The sequence below is a fragment of the Ruegeria sp. BC3 genome (assembly GCF_056539265.1).
Window position 1 is genome coordinate 123,605 of the sequence record NZ_JBQFUP010000006.1, and the last position, 16,607, is coordinate 140,211.

Annotated in this window: 15 protein-coding genes; 4 read left to right on the top strand and 11 right to left on the bottom strand. The window is 57.8% G+C overall.

Annotated elements, in window-relative coordinates:
* The first annotated feature begins 1 nt into the window (after position 1).
* A complete protein-coding gene (locus ACR0MV_RS16505; protein WP_480702883.1) occupies positions 2–1,447 on the top strand; it encodes a nodulation protein NodH in 1,446 nt (481 codons plus the stop codon).
* On the opposite strand, the gene ACR0MV_RS16510 is transcribed toward ACR0MV_RS16505, so the two are convergent.
* The 8 genes from ACR0MV_RS16510 to hslO all read right to left on the bottom strand — a co-directional run bounded on the left by ACR0MV_RS16510 (position 1,431) and on the right by hslO (position 10,653).
* Positions 1,431–1,949 (bottom strand): L,D-transpeptidase family protein, encoded by a 519-nt coding sequence (locus tag ACR0MV_RS16510; protein ID WP_170468274.1) that lies wholly within the window; start codon positions 1,947–1,949, stop codon positions 1,431–1,433. The genes ACR0MV_RS16505 and ACR0MV_RS16510 overlap by 17 nt on opposite strands.
* Before the next feature lie 57 nt (positions 1,950–2,006).
* Positions 2,007–2,792 (bottom strand): ion transporter, encoded by a 786-nt coding sequence (locus tag ACR0MV_RS16515; protein WP_480702884.1) that lies wholly within the window; start codon positions 2,790–2,792, stop codon positions 2,007–2,009.
* A 15-nt stretch (positions 2,793–2,807) separates the two neighbouring features.
* Entirely contained in the window at positions 2,808–4,037 is a 1,230-nt protein-coding gene (locus tag ACR0MV_RS16520; RefSeq protein WP_480702886.1) for a class I SAM-dependent RNA methyltransferase, read from the bottom strand.
* 39 nt (positions 4,038–4,076) lie between these two features.
* On the bottom strand, positions 4,077–5,909 hold the full coding sequence (locus ACR0MV_RS16525) for an ABC transporter ATP-binding protein (protein ID WP_480702888.1): 1,833 nt from the start codon (positions 5,907–5,909) through the stop codon (positions 4,077–4,079).
* Positions 5,906–7,744: an ABC transporter ATP-binding protein gene (locus tag ACR0MV_RS16530; protein WP_480702889.1), complete on the bottom strand. Its 1,839-nt coding sequence runs from the start codon at positions 7,742–7,744 to the stop codon at positions 5,906–5,908. The genes ACR0MV_RS16525 and ACR0MV_RS16530 overlap by 4 nt, the downstream gene beginning before the upstream one ends.
* 161 nt (positions 7,745–7,905) lie before the next feature.
* Positions 7,906–9,090 (bottom strand): CCA tRNA nucleotidyltransferase, encoded by a 1,185-nt coding sequence (locus tag ACR0MV_RS16535; protein ID WP_170426268.1) that lies wholly within the window; start codon positions 9,088–9,090, stop codon positions 7,906–7,908.
* Entirely contained in the window at positions 9,087–9,692 is a 606-nt protein-coding gene (locus ACR0MV_RS16540) for a CoA pyrophosphatase (RefSeq protein ID WP_170426270.1), read from the bottom strand. The genes ACR0MV_RS16535 and ACR0MV_RS16540 overlap by 4 nt, the downstream gene beginning before the upstream one ends.
* Positions 9,676–10,653 carry an Hsp33 family molecular chaperone HslO gene (hslO, locus tag ACR0MV_RS16545; protein WP_170426272.1) on the bottom strand — a complete coding sequence of 326 codons (978 nt, stop codon included), beginning with the start codon at positions 10,651–10,653 and terminating at the stop codon, positions 9,676–9,678. The genes ACR0MV_RS16540 and hslO overlap by 17 nt, the downstream gene beginning before the upstream one ends.
* Positions 10,654–10,729: 76 nt before the next feature.
* Here hslO and ACR0MV_RS16550 point away from each other — a divergent pair, with 76 nt between their 5' ends.
* Positions 10,730–11,173, top strand: a complete 444-nt coding sequence (locus tag ACR0MV_RS16550; RefSeq protein WP_170426274.1) for an NUDIX hydrolase — start codon at positions 10,730–10,732, stop codon at positions 11,171–11,173.
* Here ACR0MV_RS16550 and ACR0MV_RS16555 read toward each other — a convergent pair.
* Entirely contained in the window at positions 11,170–12,438 is a 1,269-nt protein-coding gene (locus ACR0MV_RS16555; RefSeq protein WP_480702891.1) for a PP2C family protein-serine/threonine phosphatase, read from the bottom strand. The two genes, ACR0MV_RS16550 and ACR0MV_RS16555, sit on opposite strands and share 4 nt — an antisense overlap.
* A gap of 151 nt (positions 12,439–12,589) precedes the next feature.
* On the opposite strand from ACR0MV_RS16555, the gene ACR0MV_RS16560 reads away from it, so the two are divergent.
* Complete coding sequence (locus tag ACR0MV_RS16560) at positions 12,590–12,913, top strand: Hpt domain-containing protein (protein WP_480702893.1); 324 nt, start codon at positions 12,590–12,592, stop codon at positions 12,911–12,913.
* Positions 12,914–13,082: 169 nt separating this feature from the next.
* Here ACR0MV_RS16560 and ilvA read toward each other — a convergent pair whose 3' ends face one another.
* Complete coding sequence (ilvA, locus tag ACR0MV_RS16565) at positions 13,083–14,309, bottom strand: threonine ammonia-lyase IlvA (protein WP_480702895.1); 1,227 nt, start codon at positions 14,307–14,309, stop codon at positions 13,083–13,085.
* A 58-nt stretch (positions 14,310–14,367) separates the two neighbouring features.
* Positions 14,368–15,135, bottom strand: a complete 768-nt coding sequence (locus ACR0MV_RS16570) for a hypothetical protein (protein WP_480702896.1) — start codon at positions 15,133–15,135, stop codon at positions 14,368–14,370.
* A 142-nt stretch (positions 15,136–15,277) separates the two neighbouring features.
* Between ACR0MV_RS16570 and ACR0MV_RS16575 the strand changes: the two genes are divergently transcribed.
* Complete coding sequence (locus tag ACR0MV_RS16575; RefSeq protein WP_480702898.1) at positions 15,278–16,504, top strand: argininosuccinate synthase; 1,227 nt, start codon at positions 15,278–15,280, stop codon at positions 16,502–16,504.
* The last annotated feature ends 103 nt before the right edge of the window (positions 16,505–16,607 follow it).

The window sequence follows — 16,607 nt, forward strand, 5'->3', positions numbered from 1 at the left end:
TATGACGCCCCAATTCGACTATTTCATCATCATTGCGGCCATGCGGACTGGGTCAAACCTGCTTGAGGCCAACCTGAATGCGATTGAAGGCGTTACAAGCCATGGTGAAGCGTTCAATCCCCATTTCATCGGTCGACTAAAATCCGAAGAGCTGTTGGGCATCACGCTGGAACAACGCGATGACGATCCTGCGGCACTGCTGCAGGCGATCCGTCAGGCCCCGGGCGAAATGAACGGGTTTCGCTTTTTTCAAGGCCACGATCAACGCGTGTTAGAGCCTGTTTTGAATGATCCCCGCTGCGCCAAGATCATTCTGACGCGCAATCCGGTGGACAGCTATATCTCGTTGAAAATTGCGCGTGAGACCAAGCAGTGGCAGCTCAAGAACATCAAACGTCGGCGCGAAGCGCAGGTCGATTTCGATGCCGAGGCTTTTGTCAAATACCTGAACCGCCAGCAGGAGTTTCATCTGTCCCTTACGCACCACTTGCAGAAAAGCGGCCAGGTGCCTTTTCACGTCACCTATGACGACTTGAATCAGATCGATATTCTGAACGGGTTGGCTGCGTGGCTGGGCGTCTCGGGCAGGTTGTCGGCGATTGACGATACACTCAAACCGCAGAACCCTGATCGGGCACTGGCCAAGGTGACAAACCCGGACGAGATGGAGCAGGCCCTTTCACAGATCGACAGCTTCAACTTGCACGCTGCGCCGAATTTTGAACCGCGCAGGCGTCCCATCGTTGCGAATTACATCGCGACTCCAAAGACGCCACTTATGTTCATGCCAATTCGCGGTGGAACTGAGGGACCGGTCACAAACTGGATGGCTGCGCTGGATGCCGTAAGCGTTGACGGTTTGCTGACAAACCAGAACAGAAGGCAGACGCGTCGCTGGCTTCAAACCCATCCCGGGCATCGGAAGTTCACCGTATTGCAGCATCCATTGGCACGTGCCCACCATGCGTTTTGCCGCCATATCCTGAACACCGGACCCGGCGCTTATCTGAAAATCCGACACTTTCTGCGCAACCGACTTAAAGTCCCGATCCCGGGTCAACTGCGCGAAGGAAACTATCCTGTCGAGCAGCATTACGAAGCGTTTTCTGCGTTCCTGACGTTTCTACGCCAGAACCTGGCCCTGCAAACGTCCGTGCGCGTGGATGGGTCCTGGTGCAGCCAGTCGCGCGCGTTGGAAGCGTTTGCGGGCTTTGCCCATCCAGACCTGATCCTGCGTGAGGATGAACTCATCACGGCTCTGCCTGATCTTGCACGGCGAATGGGGCACACCAACCCGCCCAAACCGGAATCGGCCGCGCGTGATACTCCGTTCACCCTCTCCGACATCTATGACGACAAGCTCGAAGCGCTGGCCGCTGAGGCATACCAGCAAGACTATGTGCAATTCGGATTTGACGCTTGGAAACCGCTTAAGGGCGCAGAGTGATCAGTGTGCCCCGGCTGACCATCGAATAGATTTCTTCCATCTCGTCATTCTTGACGGCGATGCAGCCTGCGGTCCAATCCGGCGTCTTTTTGGCGCGCTTGCGCTCTTTTCGACGGTTCGGCTGTCCGTGGATAAAGATATCTCCGCCCGGATGAACCCCGGCGGCCTTGGCTTGTGCAATATCTTCCGAATTCGGATACGAAATTCCCAGCGACAGGTGATAGCGGCTGTTCGGGTTGCGGCGGTCGATCAGGTATGTGCCTTCCGGCGTACGACCATCACCCTTTTTGGTTTTGGTTCCGTTGGGCGCAAAGCCAAGATCGACCCTGTATTCCTTCAGGATTTTCTCGTGGTGCAAAAGATATAGCTTCCGCGCACTCTTATTGATGACCAATGAGGTCACCTCGGGTCCATCATAAGTCAGAAATCTGGGGCTAGCCGAGGCGCAAGCTGAGAGGCTCAGCGTTGCCATTGCGCCCAATCCAAATGCTCGACGATCCATGTTCACTGCCTGCTGCTCTTTTTTTGGGTATTATGCCAGAAAACGGAAAAACTGAAATCACTTTTTGATGTATTGCTGCTCGGTCAGGCGGCGCTCGATGCTTTCCAGCCGCTCCAGGACCTCATCACGATAGGCATCGGTTTTAACTTCGTCCTCGGCGTGGTGGGCATCCTGCATCGAATTCACGATCAAACCAACCAACAGGTTCACCACGGCAAAAGTGGTGACCATGATGAACGGGACAAAGAACAGCCAGGCGTAGGGGTAGACCTCCATCACCGGACGCACGATACCCATGGACCAGCTTTCCAGCGTCATGATCTGGAACAGCGTATAGGCCGAAAGACCCAGATCGCCGAACCAATCCGGGAAGGATTGCGAGAACAGTTTGGTCGAGATTACCGCGCCGATGTAGAACAGGATCGCCATCAGAAGGAACACGCTTGCCATGCCAGGCAGGGCCGAGATGAATCCTTCGACCACGCGACGCAGGCGTGGCGCGACCGAAATCACCCGCAAAACCCGCAGAATCCGCAACGCCCGCAGAACGGATAGCGCGCCCGCGCTGGGTACAAGGGCCACACCCACAATCACGAAATCAAAGACATTCCAACCGCTGGTGAAGAACCTTCGCCCGGTGGCAACCAGCTTCATGGCGATTTCTGCGGCGAAGATGGCAAGGCACAGTTTGTCGAGCAAAACGATAGCCGGACCAGCGATCTCCATCAGTGTTGGCGATGTCTCCATCCCCAACAGGACCGCATTGAACATGATCACACCGGTGATGAATTTCCCGAAAATCGGCGCTTCGATAATGGGTAGCAAGCGTTGGGCGATCCCCATTCGGGTGGTCTCCTGTCAGGTTTTTGGGTTCAGGGTGAACCGAGCGGCAAGTTCGGTGTGTGACGACCATCGAAATTGGTCAACGACTTGTACCCATTCAAGGGTGTACCCGGCGTTAACCAGGTTTTTTGCGTCGCGAGCAAATGTCACCGGATTACAGGACACATAGGCAATCACCGGGCGCAAGGCCTGCGCCAACTCGGCCACCTGTGCCTCGGCGCCTGCGCGCGGCGGGTCGATCACCACCGCGTCAAAGGACTTCAGCTCGTCCGGCATCAGCGGACGCCGGAACAGATCGCGCGCCTCGGTCGTCACCCGCTTGAGGCCCTGCGCTCTGCGCCACCCCTGATCCAACGCCTGCGTCATAGCGGCCTCACCTTCGACCGCATGAACCTCGGCATTCTCGGCCAAGGGGAGTGAGAAAGTCCCGCTGCCCGCGAACAGGTCAACGATGCGTTTGGACGAACCCACTGCGCCGCAAACCGCCTTTAACAGAGCCTGTTCTCCATCTTTAGTGGCCTGCAGAAACGCGCCGGGTGGTGGGACAACACCGGCCTGACCAAAGCGTTGAACCGGTGGTTCACGCATGGCAATGACTTCCCCATCCCAGCTGAGCCGCGCCAGCCCATGCTTTTCTGTCGCTTGCGCCAGGGCCAGTTCCAGCGGACCATCCAAGGGCTTACCGCCCTTGACTGCGACATCCAGCCCGCTTTCGGACAGGGTCATCGTAACGGCCAGCACACCCTTGCGGCTGCCGCCCAGAACGGCCAGCGCTTCGGCCACAGGAATGGCATCGATCAGAGCGGGGTCCAACAGATGGCAGTCGGGGATCTCGGTGATCGTGTCCGAGGCGCGGCCATGGAACCCGGCCAGCGTACCCTTTTTCGTCCGCCTTACTGCAATCGTTGCCCTACGGCGGGACCGTTCCGGGGAGGTGTGGATCGGGCGCATCTCAGCCTCAATCCCTTGCGCCGCCAGCGCGGTTCGAACCACTTCTACCTTCCAATCGGCTACAAACGCATCTGCGGCGTGCTGCAACTGGCATCCGCCGCAGGATTTATAGTGCCGACACGGTGCCTTGACCCGCTGGTCCGAGGGCGTTTCGACACGAATATCGCTGAGAACCTGACCCACTAACGTGCCCGTGACCACTTCACTCGGCAAAGTGCGAGGAGCGTAAATAGGGCCATCAGCGATACCGTCGCCCTGATGGCCGAGGCGGGTAATGGTAAAGGTCTGCGTCATGAGGGGCCTGATAGCGGGGCTTGCCCCACAACAAAACCCTTATTCCGCAGCTTCTGCCTGAATGAACCCACCCGACTGGCGATGCCAGAACCGTGCATACATCCCACCCTGATCCAGCAAGGCGTCATGAGTGCCGACCTCGACGATACGGCCCTGATCCAGAACGATGATCCGGTCCATCTCGCTGAGCGTGGACAGGCGGTGCGCAATTGCTAGTACGGTCTTGCCCTGCATCACCCGATGCAAGGCTGTCTGGATCGACGCCTCAACCTCGGAATCCAATGCCGAGGTTGCCTCGTCCAGCACCAAAATGGGCGCGTCCTTGAGAATGGCACGTGCCAAAGCGATCCGCTGACGCTGACCACCGCTCAACTTCACACCACGCTCGCCCAGATGCGCGTCATATCCCTTGCGCCCTTGTGCATCCTCAAGGCTGAGGATGAACTCATGCGCTTCGGCTTTCTTGGCGGCCTCGATCATTTCGTCTTCAGATGCGTCGGGGCGACCATACAGAATGTTCTCGCGGGCCGAGCGGTTGAACATAGCCGTTTCCTGCGTGACCATGCCGATCTGGCGGCGCAAACTGTCCTGAGTCACCCCAGAGACGTCCTGCCCGTCAATCAGGATTGCGCCCTTTTCGCCGTCATACAGGCGCAGTAGCAGCGACACCAAGGTAGATTTACCAGCGCCCGACGCCCCGACAATGCCCAGCTTTTCGCCGGGGTGGACCGTGATTTTCACATCCGAAACGCCGCCGACATCTCGTCCGTAAGAAAAGCTGACATGATCAAAATCGATCTGGCCTTCGGGTACGGACAAGTCCGTCGCACCGGCCTGATCTTCCACCCGTTCACGCTTGGCCAGCGTTTTCATGCCGTTCTCGATCTCGCCCACGTTCGCATAAAGACCCATCAGAGTGAAACTGACCCAACCCGTCATCTGAGCGATCCGGATCGACACGGCCCCCGCCGCCACAATATCCCCGGCAGTGGCCGCGCCAGCCTGCCACAGCCCCAAGGTGGCACCGATCAGAAGAACTGGCAAAACCCCGGCCAGAACCATCAGGATAAAGCGGAAACTGGCGGATAAGCTACCAAAAGCCAGCATCTTTTCCCGAAGATCAACCATCGAGTTCCGCGCGGCCTGATCTTCAAACTGGGAATGGGCGAACAGCTTGACGGTCTTGATGTTGGTGATCGTGTCAACCACCTGCCCCGACACCATCGCCCGCGCCCCGGCCCGCGCCGCCGAGCGTTGGCGGATGCGCGGAAGATACCAGCGGATCAACAGGAAATAGACCACAAGCCATGCAGTGAATGGCAGCATGACCAAGGGGTGAATCGACCCTAACAAAAGCAAAGAGCCCACAAGTGAGGCCAAAGCGAACACAATCGCGCTGATCGTTTCGGACACGACCGAGGCCATCGCGTTGGATGTCTGCATCTGCTTTTGCGCGATCCGGCCCGCGAAATCATCATCGAAGTAGGTGACGGACTGGCCCAGCGTCCATCGGTTCAACTTGGCCAGAACCAGAGGTGTGATGTTGGGCATGACCACATAAGCGTTCGAGAACGCTGACAGGCCAAACAACGCCGGACGCAGCAGCATGAAAAACGCGACCACCGCCAACATCATCCAGATATTGCCAGCGGTCCAAAAGCCCTCGGGACCACTGGTGGTCGCAAGGTCGATCACCAAACCCAACACCCAGGCCGTGCCCGCCTCCATTGCGCCGGCCATGGCCGAAAAGAAGGCCGCGACAAAGATCATCGGCCAGGCGCCGGACAGGCTCCAGCGAATGAACGCCCCCAGCGTTTGCGGCGGGGGCGTTTCGATGTTCTTAAATGGGTCTATGAGGTTGCCGAGCTTCATTCCGCGGCCTCCGGGTTCAGGAAGCCCCCAGATTGCCGCGCCCAGAATTGGGCGTAAAGACCGCCATGCGCCAACAGTTCGGAATGCCCGCCCTGTTCCACGATCCGACCCCCATCCATGACCAGAATGCGGTCCATCTGCGCAATGGTGCTTAGCCGGTGGGCGATGGCGATCACGGTTTTACCTTGCATCATGCCGTAGAGAGTTTCCTGAATTGACGCTTCGACCTCGGAATCTAGGGCAGAAGTCGCCTCGTCCAACAACAAGATCGGCGCGTCTTTCAAGATCACCCGCGCCAGTGTCACCCGCTGCCGCTGCCCGCCGGACAGTTTCACGCCGCGCTCACCCACATGCGCGTCATAACCGGTGCGCCCCTGCGGGTCTTGCAGATCGAGTATGAACTCATGCGCCTCGGCCTGTTTGGCGGCGGCGATCATCTGTTCCTCTGTCGCATCCGGACGACCATACAGGATGTTGTCACGCACCGACCGATGCAGCAGGGCACTGTCCTGCTGAACCATGCCGATATGGCTGCGCAGGCTGTCCTGCGTCACCTTGGCGATGTTCTGATCGTCGATCAGGATCGCGCCCTGTTCCACGTCGTAAAACCGCAAAAGCAGCTTAACCAGCGTCGATTTCCCGGCACCGGACCGCCCGATCAGACCGATCTTCTCACCGGAATGAATGGTCAGATTGATGTGATCCAATCCACCGGTTTTGCGCCCGTAATGATGCGAGAGGTCCTGAATGTCGATCTGACCATTGGTTAACTGCAGAGGCTTCGCATCCGGGGCGTCCAGCAGGTCGATGGGCTGGGCAATCGTCTCCATCCCCTCGGCAACAACACCAAGCTGGCGGAAGAAACTGGTCAACGCCCACATGATCCAACCGGTCATCGCGTTCAGCCGCAATGTCAGAGCGGTCGCGGCCGCAACCACACCGACAGACGCACTGCCCTGCATCCACAGGGCAATCGCCCAGCCGACCACGCCGACAATCAGCAAACCGTTCAAGGTGACCAGAACCGCGTCCATGATGGTGAAGATCCGCATCTCAACCTGGAATGTGCGGCGGGTTTCCTCGATGGCTTCGCGGGCATAATCCAGCTCTTGCTCGTCATGCGCGAACATCTTGACCGAATGAATGTTGGTATAACTGTCGACCACCCGACCCGTCACAGCCGAACGCGCGTCCGAGGCGGCCTGTGACGCGGGACCCACCCGCGCAACCGTCCAGCGCACCAGCAGCCCATAAAGCACCAACCAGATCAGCAGCGGCAGCAACAGGCGCGGATCCGCCGCCATGAGCAACACCGCTGCGCCGATCAGATAGGCGATCGAGAACGAGATGGCGTCAAACACCTGAAACACGGCCTCACCCGCGGCAGGCGGCGTTTGCATGATCCGGTTCGCGATGCGCCCGGCAAAATCGTTCTCGAACCACCCAACCGATTGGCGCAGCACGTGCTTATGCGCCCGCCAGCGGATCAACGTACCAAAGTTCGGCAGGATCGTGTTGTTCAGCAGCAGCACATCCACGACATGCAACATCGGACGCAGCAGCAACACAAACACCGCCATCAGGATCAGTTCGGTGCCATGGGCCTGCCAAACCTCGGCGGGGGGGCCAGACAACAGGTCTACAACGCGACCCATGTAATAGATCAGACCGACCTCGACCGCCGCGACGATGATCGAGATCAGCCCTGCCCAGAAGAATACCCGCATAAACGGTTGCGAGTAGTCCAACATGAACGGCCACAACCGCGTCGGCGGCGTGTCGGTTTCCTTGTAGTCAACAAAAGGGTCAACGAGGTTTTCGAAATAGCGAAACATGGAGAGTGCTCCGATTGAGCAGAAAATAAGTCATGCGAAGAAAGATGGCGCCAGAACACCACCCCTACGGGTCGAAGTGTTCCAGCCTTAGCTGTCCCAGATCCCGTAATACATTCGCATCCCTCCATTCATGAGACAGGGGCAAGTAACCACAATCTTTTTTACTTGTCATCCCTTTTTGAGATGTCACCCTCGCCTGATAGCAGATCATCGCGGTCCAGTGTGAACCCTGACGCGATCCATTGCGCCTCTAGTTCAGCCAGTTTTTTGCCCAACGCAGGGCCTGTGAAATCAGGCATCAGGTCAGTGGCTTTGATCGGGAAAGTCGCAGCCGCCCCCAAGCGCAGCTCGTGAAAAATAGAGTCTAACCAAGGTTGTTCCAGAATTGCACAGCGCAAAAGCGCCTCGTTCAACCCACTCGATTCACCATAGCGAAACCCTAACTCGGCAAACCCCACGACACCTGCTGCCTCATCCCGCATGCGGGTCAGCCGTTGAAGCTGTGCTCGGCTAAGCCGCAGGGTCTCGGCAACCTCAGGTGGCGCGATCGCTGCTAGCCGCCGTATCGGTTCCGGTTCGGCGCCCGCTTGCTGTTCCAGCGCGATCAAAGGGGCGAGAGCGCGATCATCAGCCCCCGGCAAAAGCTGCACCAGAACCCCGGCACTGCGCATTGCGGCCACGGACGGCGCGGGGTCCGGTGCACACAGCAGCTTCAAAAGCTCTGCGCCGACGCGTTCGCGGGAAAGGCCCGCCAACCCCTCAAGGTTCGACGCAATTGCATCCAGGGCGTCAGGGTCAAACCCGGCCTCGGCATCCCCGTACCAGGCATGAAACCGGAAGTACCGAAGAGAGCGCAGGTAGTCCTCGCGAATGCGGTGTGCTGCGGTTCCGATGAACCGGACGCGGCGTGCCTGCAGATCCGGCAAACCGGTCAGAGGGTCCAAAACCGTTCCATCAGGCTGCGCATAGATTGCGTTCATTGTAAAATCGCGACGTGCAGCATCCTCTTCAACCCTATCCGAGAACGCGACTACGGCGCGGCGGCCATCGGTTTCCACGTCGCGGCGGAAGGTCGTGATCTCATGCGGGATGCCATCGCTGACCACGGTGATCGTGCCGTGTTCGATCCCGGTTGGAATCGCCTTGAGCCCAGCCTTTTCGGCCAGCTCGACCACCTTTTCCGGTCGCGCGTCGGTGGCGATGTCGATATCCGAAACAGGCGCGCCCAAAAGCGCATTTCGCACGCACCCGCCCACAAACAGGGCCTGGAAACCAGCGTCCGTAAGCGCGTTGCACACTCGTTGCGTTGCAGGTTTGGACACCCAGCTTTCTGTGATCTGCGTCATTCGTTGATCCGTGCTGCCAATCCCCGCAGGATGCGTGCCGTTGCGCCCCATATGTAGTAGGGGCCGAAAGGTACCGTGAAGTAGTACCGCCTTTGTCCCCGCCACCGACGCGATTCAACGATATAATTCGCGGGGTTGAGCACATGTTCAAGTGGTACCGAAAACACCTCGGCCACTTCGCCCGGTTCGGGCACGGATTGGAAAGGTTCGCGCAGGATCGCTATGACCGGCGTGACGGTGAAAGACGTCACCGTCTCGTGCGTCGGCAGGTGGCCAAGAACCTCGGGCATTTCGGGCGGCAGACCAATCTCTTCGCGCGCTTCTCGCAGGGCCGTTGCGGTCACATCCGCGTCGCCCTCGTCCTGTTTGCCTCCGGGAAAGGCGATCTGCCCCGGATGATGTTTCAAAGCCGAAGAGCGTTTTGTCAGGATCAAACGCGGAGCGCCATCCGCGACCGAGATCGGGACCAGCACTCCGGCAGGTCGTAGTTTGCGCCCTTCGGGCAGAACAAAATCGGGATTCAGGTCGAAATCGCTCGACCCGTGGCCGGGGCGGCGCAGGGCTGCCCGCAGCTGATCGGTTGGATCAAGCGCCGTCAGCATCAAAGCCGACCGTGGCGGGATCCAACACATAGTGTGCACCGCAAAACTGACAATCAGCGGTTACGTTGCCTTCGGGCGTGGTCATCTTTTCGATGTCCTTGGCCGAATAGATCGACAGGCTTTGCCGCACGCGGTCTTCGGAACAGGTACAGCCAAACTGTACCGGTTGTGCGTCATAGACCCGAGGCTGTTCCTCGTGAAACAGGCGGACCAAGAGATCGGTCGGCGCGACAGACGGGCCGATCAGTTCCAGATCCTCGACCGTGTCCAGCAGGATGTTCACGCGACCCCAGTTTTCACCCTCATCACCATCGACCAGATCGTTGGCCGACAGGATGTTCCCGTCGCCCTCGCCGGACGCCACGAAAGGCGAAGCTTTGGGCATGTGTTGCAGCATCACTCCGCCCGCACGCCAGTGTTCGCCGACACCGGGTTCAGTCGATTTGCCGAAGCTCAGCGAGAACCGCGTCGGCAACTGTTCGGACTGGGCAAAGTACGCCTCAGCACAAGCGCTCAGCGACCCGCCGGCCAGCGGGGTAATCCCTTGGTAGGGCTGCGTGCCTTCGCCCTGATCGATCATGATCGCAAAGTACCCTTCACCGACCTGGTCGAAGGGCGCACTGTCAGTCAGACGATCCCGGTCGAAACTGGCGTAGGCGCGGATACGGGCCGGTTCGCCCTCGGTCTTGGGGGCAAAGTAGTCGGTCGCAATCATGCGCACCGCCCCTTTGGACTGAACCTGCAACGACAGCTTCCAGCGCAGCGATACAGTCTGGCCGATCAATGCAGTCAGCAGGGCCATCTCGGCCACAAGGGCTTCGACCTTTTCGGGGTAGTCATGCTGCTTCAGGATGCCGTCAAGCACGCCATCCAGACGGGCCACACGGCCGCGCATGTCCGAGACATCGAGTTGAAAGGGCAGGACGGTATCGTCCCACGCGATTTTTGTTCCAAGAGACATGGGGTTTCCTTACACGCCACAGGTTGGCATACCGCCAGCATATAGGTCGAACTATTCGGGTTGTAAGGGGCCATACATGATCAGACGGTTTGGTGAAACCCCTCAGGCAGGGCGAAAATACACGCGCCGGGTCGGAGTTTATGCACTATTGCCCCGCGGCAGAAGCCTGCTGCTGACCTGCCAGACACAGCCCGGCCCCGACCTGCAACTGCCCGGTGGCGGCATTGATCCCGGCGAATCACCAATCACCGCGCTGCACCGCGAAGTGTTTGAGGAAACGGGCTGGCTGATCGCCTCTCCACGTCGCATTGGGGCTTTTCGCCGGTTCACCTTCATGCCCGAATACGATCTCTGGGCCGAAAAGGTCTGCCAGATCTATCGCGCCCGCCCGGTTCGGCCTGTGGGCCCGCCGACCGAGCCATTTCACGACGCCCTGTGGATGGACACCGCCGACGCAGCACAGATGTTGGGGAATGCGGGCGATCGCCATTTTGCCGCGCTGCACGAACAACGGCTTTAAGGGCTGTTGTACTCGAAAAAAACGGCCGAGACGTCATCATCCATTCCACTGCCTGGGGCCATCGCCTGGGTCAGCCGCCAGAACATGTCATCCAAGAACTCTGTGCCGCGCCCGGGTCCGCAATCCAGCGCCATCTGACGCAAACCTTCTTCTTCCAGCAAGCTACCATCTTCCAGACCGCATTCCGTGAACCCGTCTGAATACAATAAAAGCCGATCGCCGGACTGCATATAGAATTCGGTCCGCTGAAAACTGATATCGGGCAGTAGTCCAATAGGCAATCCGCCCTCACCCAGAAACTCAGTTCTGCCGTCTTGGCACAACAGCAACGGGTGTGGATGCCCGGCCTGCACCATTTTCACATGCCCGTTGCGCAAATCGACGATGGCGTAAACCATCGTGAAATACTCTTCGATCCCAGTATCTGCCATCAGCCGCGAGTTCAGAGTTTCGGCCACCTGCTCTGGCGGCAACAGCGCGTAGAATTTGTCAAAGCGCCGCTCCATCGCGACGTTTTGTTCAAAATGGCTGCTGGAAAGGTAACTGCCCAAACGCGCTGTCATCATGGCCGAGGTGATACCGTGGCCGGACACGTCGATACTGTAGAAGCCCAACCGGTTAACGCCCGGCGAGAACATGCCCACCAGGTCACCACCGATATGCCCGCAGGGTTTCAACAACATACTGACCTGGGACTTACCGAATTGGCGCGTCAACTCGGGCACCAGAGATTCCTGGATCTTGCGTGCCTGAATCAGATCTTTGTCGATCGCGTCATGTGCCACTCGCAGCTCTTCCAGCGCGTTTTCGATCATCTGGTTTTTGCGCGATAGCTCGCGCTGCATGCCCAAGATACGCGCACCGGCCGAAATACGTGCGCGCAGCTCGTCTGCCTCAAGCGGTTTGATCAGAAAATCGTCCGCACCGGCATCCAGACCTCGCGCTACTTCTTGTTTTTCGCTTTTTGACGTCAAAAGGATGAAATAGCTGTATTGCTTGCTGTCCAGCGCACGAAACGCTTTGCAGAAATCCAGCCCACTCATCCCCGGCATGACCCAATCGCTCAGTACAAGGTCGGGCGGATCGGTGGCGCACAATTCGATGGCGGCGTCCCCGCTGTCAGCCTCGAGAACCTCGAATCCCCATTTTTTTAGCGATGCGACCAGAATGCGGCGCTGAAGGCGGCTGTCGTCAACGACAAGCACCTTCTGAATTACACCAAAATCCTGTTCCGATCTGGTGTCTGCCTGACTGACCTCTGCCACCTTAACCCTCTGCACAGCAACGCATATTGGAATGCGGTGACCCTATCGTGGGGCTGTTTAACATAGAATGAAGGCCGGAAATGATTTCGCTTAACCTGCCCTTTACCGGCTTCGAACTAGGAAGAAGCATGGCAGGCAAAGCGAGGATGGCATGATCAACTGGTCCAGGGTCAGGCAACTAAGGGACGAAGTTGGCGCCAGCGAGTTCGACGAGGTGGTCGAGATCTTTCTTGATGAGGTCCAAGAGGCCCTGACCCGGCTTCGAAACGACGCCGCACGCGCCGAGTTCGAACAGAACCTGCATTTTGTCAAAGGCAGTGCCCTGAGCCTGGGTTTTGAAACGCTTGCAAAGCTGTGTCAGGACGGCGAGCGGCAATCGGCGCAGGGGCAAAGCCAAACGGTCGATCTGTCAATCATTCTTAGTACGTTCAAAGACTCGACTGCGGCATTCAAATCCGGTCTGGACGACATGTAAAGTCATGATGTGGGCGAAACTTCACGCCGCAACACAGGCAAACTGGACGAACAGCTTTCTCCTTTGGAAAAAGCTATGCAAAGGTCGCTTGCCACTTTGGGCCGTCACTGTCAGAGCATTCTGGTCCAGTCGTCAACTTTTTTAGGTTCAAGTCCTGCACCCGACTGTGTCAGATTACGAACTGGGCCAGTGTTTCGTCCTCGGTGATATCAGTATACGTAAATCCCGCATCGTCCAGATGCGCGAACAGGCGCACGAAGTTCTCGGGCTTTCGCGTTTCGATCCCGATCAGGACCGAGCCGAAATTGCGCGCCGATTTCTTCATGTATTCGAACCGGGCAATGTCGTCCTCGGGGCCCAGAATGCCCAGAAACTCTTTCAAGGCGCCGGGCCGCTGCGGCAGGCGCAGGATGAAGTACTTTTTTACCCCCGAATAGCGCTGAGCACGTTCCTTGACCTCGGGCAGGCGTTCGAAATCAAAATTCCCTCCTGAAGTGACGCACACAACAGTCTTGCCGCGGATAAAGCTTTGAATATCGCCCAGTGCCTCAATTGCCAAAGCCCCCGCCGGTTCCAGCACGATGCCTTCGACATTCAGCATTTCGATCATCGTGGTACAAATCCGGTCTTCGGACAGGACCAACGCGTCTGACAGGTGACGGGATTTCAGCAACTCGAAAGGCTTTGCCCCGATCCGACCAACTGCCGCGCCATCGACGAAATTGTCGACATGATCCAACGACACCGGATGCCCGGCCGCCAGCGCCGCGCGCAAGCAGGCCCCGCCTTTGGGCTCGACAAACAGGCAATGAGTGCGATCCCCAAACCATGTTGCAACACCGGAAGACATGCCACCACCGCCAACCGGCAAGAGGACATGGTCGGGCACCTGACCCAGTTGTTCTTCGATTTCGACCGCCAAAGATGCCTGTCCTTCGATCACGTCCTCATCGTCGAACGGAGACAGAAAGTGCCCGCCCTGCTGCGCACACCACTTCTGCGCAGCTGCCAGGGTGTCGTCGAAATAGTCCCCGGTCAGATGGATTTCGATGTTTTCCCCACCAAAAATGCGGGTTTTCTGGATCTTTTGCTGCGGCGTCGTCACCGGCATGAAAATCACACCGCGTACATCAAGGTGCTTGCACATATAGGCCACGCCCTGTGCATGATTGCCCGCGCTTGCGCAAACGAACAGCTTTTGTCCCTGCTGCTTGCGCATTGCGTTGAAAGCACCACGGATCTTGTACGACCGCACCGGGCTGAGGTCTTCGCGCTTCAGCCAGATATCAGCCCCATAACGGTCAGACAGATGGGCGTTCCGCTGCAACGGCGTTGCCGGAAACACAGATCGCATCGCCTCTTCGGCAGCGCGGGCGCGGGTTTTGAAATCAGTCATGCCGAATTCACTGCCGCATCATCGCGAAGAGGGCAAGGAATACATATGTGTACGCGGCTCAGGAAAGTTGACGCTTTTCGATGAAGACGCCGTACATCGTTGTGAAGATACTGACGCTGATCATCGGCAGAATGAGCGTTCCAAAGAACACGGTCAGCAAAATGCCCAACACGGGAATGAACACCAGCACCGAGAAGACAAGCTGAACAAGCATCTGAAACAAGAACGCTACAACCAGAAGAACCAGTATCGACCCGGCGACACCTGTTGTGCTGTTCCACGCCTCGCCAAGCGTAATCGGTTCGCCAATCGCTGCGGCAGGCAGGATGATCGACAGCCGGTAGAAACAAACGATCAAAAAGACCCCGTATGCCAGCGTCAGGATGATAGACAGCGGCAAAAGGGTTTCGCCCAGCACAGCGATAACCACTCCTACCGGGATCCAGGCAATCATCATCAGAATACCCAGCAACAAGATACGGCCGAAATACGCCAAAATCCTGTCGAATCGAAATGCAGGAAAAATCCCGCCCGGATACTCTTCCAGCAGGATGAAACGGTGCCACGATACGGCTATCCAAAATACGACAGCGGCGATTACAGCGAACAGACCGAACAGGAAAAAAGTAACCGAGGCAGCTGATATCCCATCCGGCAATGAGTCAGCGCTTTCATCAAAAGCCTCCAGCGGAATTCCCGTCACCATAAACAGCGCGACGATCAAAACCGTGGCGATCAAAGCAGGGCCCACGGTGATCTGAAGCACCTGTTTGAGGTTCCCGAATACCATGCGAACGGAATGTACGAAAATCTGCCAACCCAACATCCGAAAACTGCCCTTCTCAACCAATTGTTGTTTTGTATACGAATGTTTCAGCGCAACTAGCCCCCTGCGTCAACGCTGATAACTTGCCCCCGCGTTCAAAACCCGCTAGGGGCCAGTCGTTCTACGCATAAAGGGAAGTCAGATGTCCGCGCCCAAGAAAGTTGTTCTGGCCTATTCCGGTGGCCTTGATACCTCGATCATTCTGAAATGGCTGCAGACCGAGTATGGCTGTGAGGTTGTCACCTTCACCGCCGATCTGGGTCAGGGTGAGGAACTGGAACCCGCCCGCCAAAAGGCCGAGATGCTGGGGATCAAGCCCGAGAACATCTATATCGAGGACATCCGCGAAGAGTTCGTTCGTGACTTTGTCTTCCCGATGTTCCGCGCCAACGCGCAGTACGAAGGCCTGTACCTGCTGGGCACCTCGATCGCGCGCCCGCTGATTTCCAAACGTCTGGTCGAGATCGCCGAAGAAACCGGTGCCGACGCCGTCGCGCATGGCGCAACCGGCAAGGGCAACGACCAGGTTCGCTTTGAACTGGCGGCCTATGCGCTGAACCCAGACATCAAGGTGATCGCGCCGTGGCGTGAGTGGGACCTGACCAGCCGGACGCGTCTGTTGGAATGGGCCGAAGCCCATCAGATTCCGATCGCCAAGGACAAACGTGGTGAAGCACCCTTCTCAGTCGACGCCAACCTGCTGCACACCTCATCCGAGGGCAAGGTTCTGGAAGATCCCGCCGATATGGCGCCCGATTACGTCTATCAGCGCACCGTTCACCCCGAAGACGCACCGAACGAACCCGAATTCATCGAGATCGGCTTTGAAAAAGGTGACGCAGTCAGCATCAATGGCGAAGCGATGAGCCCGGCGACCATCCTGACCAAGCTGAACGAATATGGCGGCAAACACGGCATCGGCCGTCTTGATCTGGTCGAAGGCCGTTTCGTCGGCATGAAATCACGCGGTATCTACGAAACTCCGGGCGGTACCATCCTGCTGGAAGCGCACCGCGGTATCGAGTCCATCACCATGGACCGCGGCGCGATGCACCTAAAGGACCAGCTGATGCCGCAATATGCCGAGTTGATTTACAATGGCTTCTGGTACTCGCCCGAGCGCGAGATGCTGCAGGCCGCCATCGACAAAAGCCAAGAGCACGTGACCGGCACGGTTCGCGTGAAGCTGTACAAAGGCCTGGCCTCAACCGTTGGCCGCTGGTCCGATCACTCGCTGTACTCCGAAGAGCATGTGACCTTTGAAGACGATGCCGGTGCGTATGATCAGAAAGACGCGGCGGGCTTCATCCAATTGAACGCCCTGCGCCTGAAACTTCTGGCCTCACGCGAAAAGCGTCTGTCCAAGTAATTCAGGTCATCGCTAAGTTGAGCAACCCGGCGTTCTTTATGGATGCCGGGTTTTTCTTTGCCTTCACGCGCCTGTCAGTTCCAGTAGCGTCACCCTTGCCTGT

Coding starts and splice junctions, on each gene's coding strand:
- ACR0MV_RS16515 (WP_480702884.1), bottom strand. CDS start 2,792: ATGGGGATCGCCCAACGCTTGCTACCCATTATCGAAGCGCCGATTTTC.
- ACR0MV_RS16570 (WP_480702896.1), bottom strand. CDS start 15,135: ATGTTGGGTTGGCAGATTTTCGTACATTCCGTTCGCATGGTATTCGGG.
- ilvA (WP_480702895.1), bottom strand. CDS start 14,309: ATGACTGATTTCAAAACCCGCGCCCGCGCTGCCGAAGAGGCGATGCGA.
- ACR0MV_RS16550 (WP_170426274.1), top strand. CDS start 10,730: ATGATCAGACGGTTTGGTGAAACCCCTCAGGCAGGGCGAAAATACACG.
- ACR0MV_RS16505 (WP_480702883.1), top strand. CDS start 2: ATGACGCCCCAATTCGACTATTTCATCATCATTGCGGCCATGCGGACT.
- ACR0MV_RS16540 (WP_170426270.1), bottom strand. CDS start 9,692: ATGCTGACGGCGCTTGATCCAACCGATCAGCTGCGGGCAGCCCTGCGC.
- ACR0MV_RS16530 (WP_480702889.1), bottom strand. CDS start 7,744: ATGTTTCGCTATTTCGAAAACCTCGTTGACCCTTTTGTTGACTACAAG.
- ACR0MV_RS16535 (WP_170426268.1), bottom strand. CDS start 9,090: ATGACGCAGATCACAGAAAGCTGGGTGTCCAAACCTGCAACGCAACGA.
- ACR0MV_RS16575 (WP_480702898.1), top strand. CDS start 15,278: ATGTCCGCGCCCAAGAAAGTTGTTCTGGCCTATTCCGGTGGCCTTGAT.
- ACR0MV_RS16520 (WP_480702886.1), bottom strand. CDS start 4,037: ATGACGCAGACCTTTACCATTACCCGCCTCGGCCATCAGGGCGACGGT.
- hslO (WP_170426272.1), bottom strand. CDS start 10,653: ATGTCTCTTGGAACAAAAATCGCGTGGGACGATACCGTCCTGCCCTTT.
- ACR0MV_RS16525 (WP_480702888.1), bottom strand. CDS start 5,909: ATGAAGCTCGGCAACCTCATAGACCCATTTAAGAACATCGAAACGCCC.
- ACR0MV_RS16510 (WP_170468274.1), bottom strand. CDS start 1,949: ATGGATCGTCGAGCATTTGGATTGGGCGCAATGGCAACGCTGAGCCTC.
- ACR0MV_RS16560 (WP_480702893.1), top strand. CDS start 12,590: ATGATCAACTGGTCCAGGGTCAGGCAACTAAGGGACGAAGTTGGCGCC.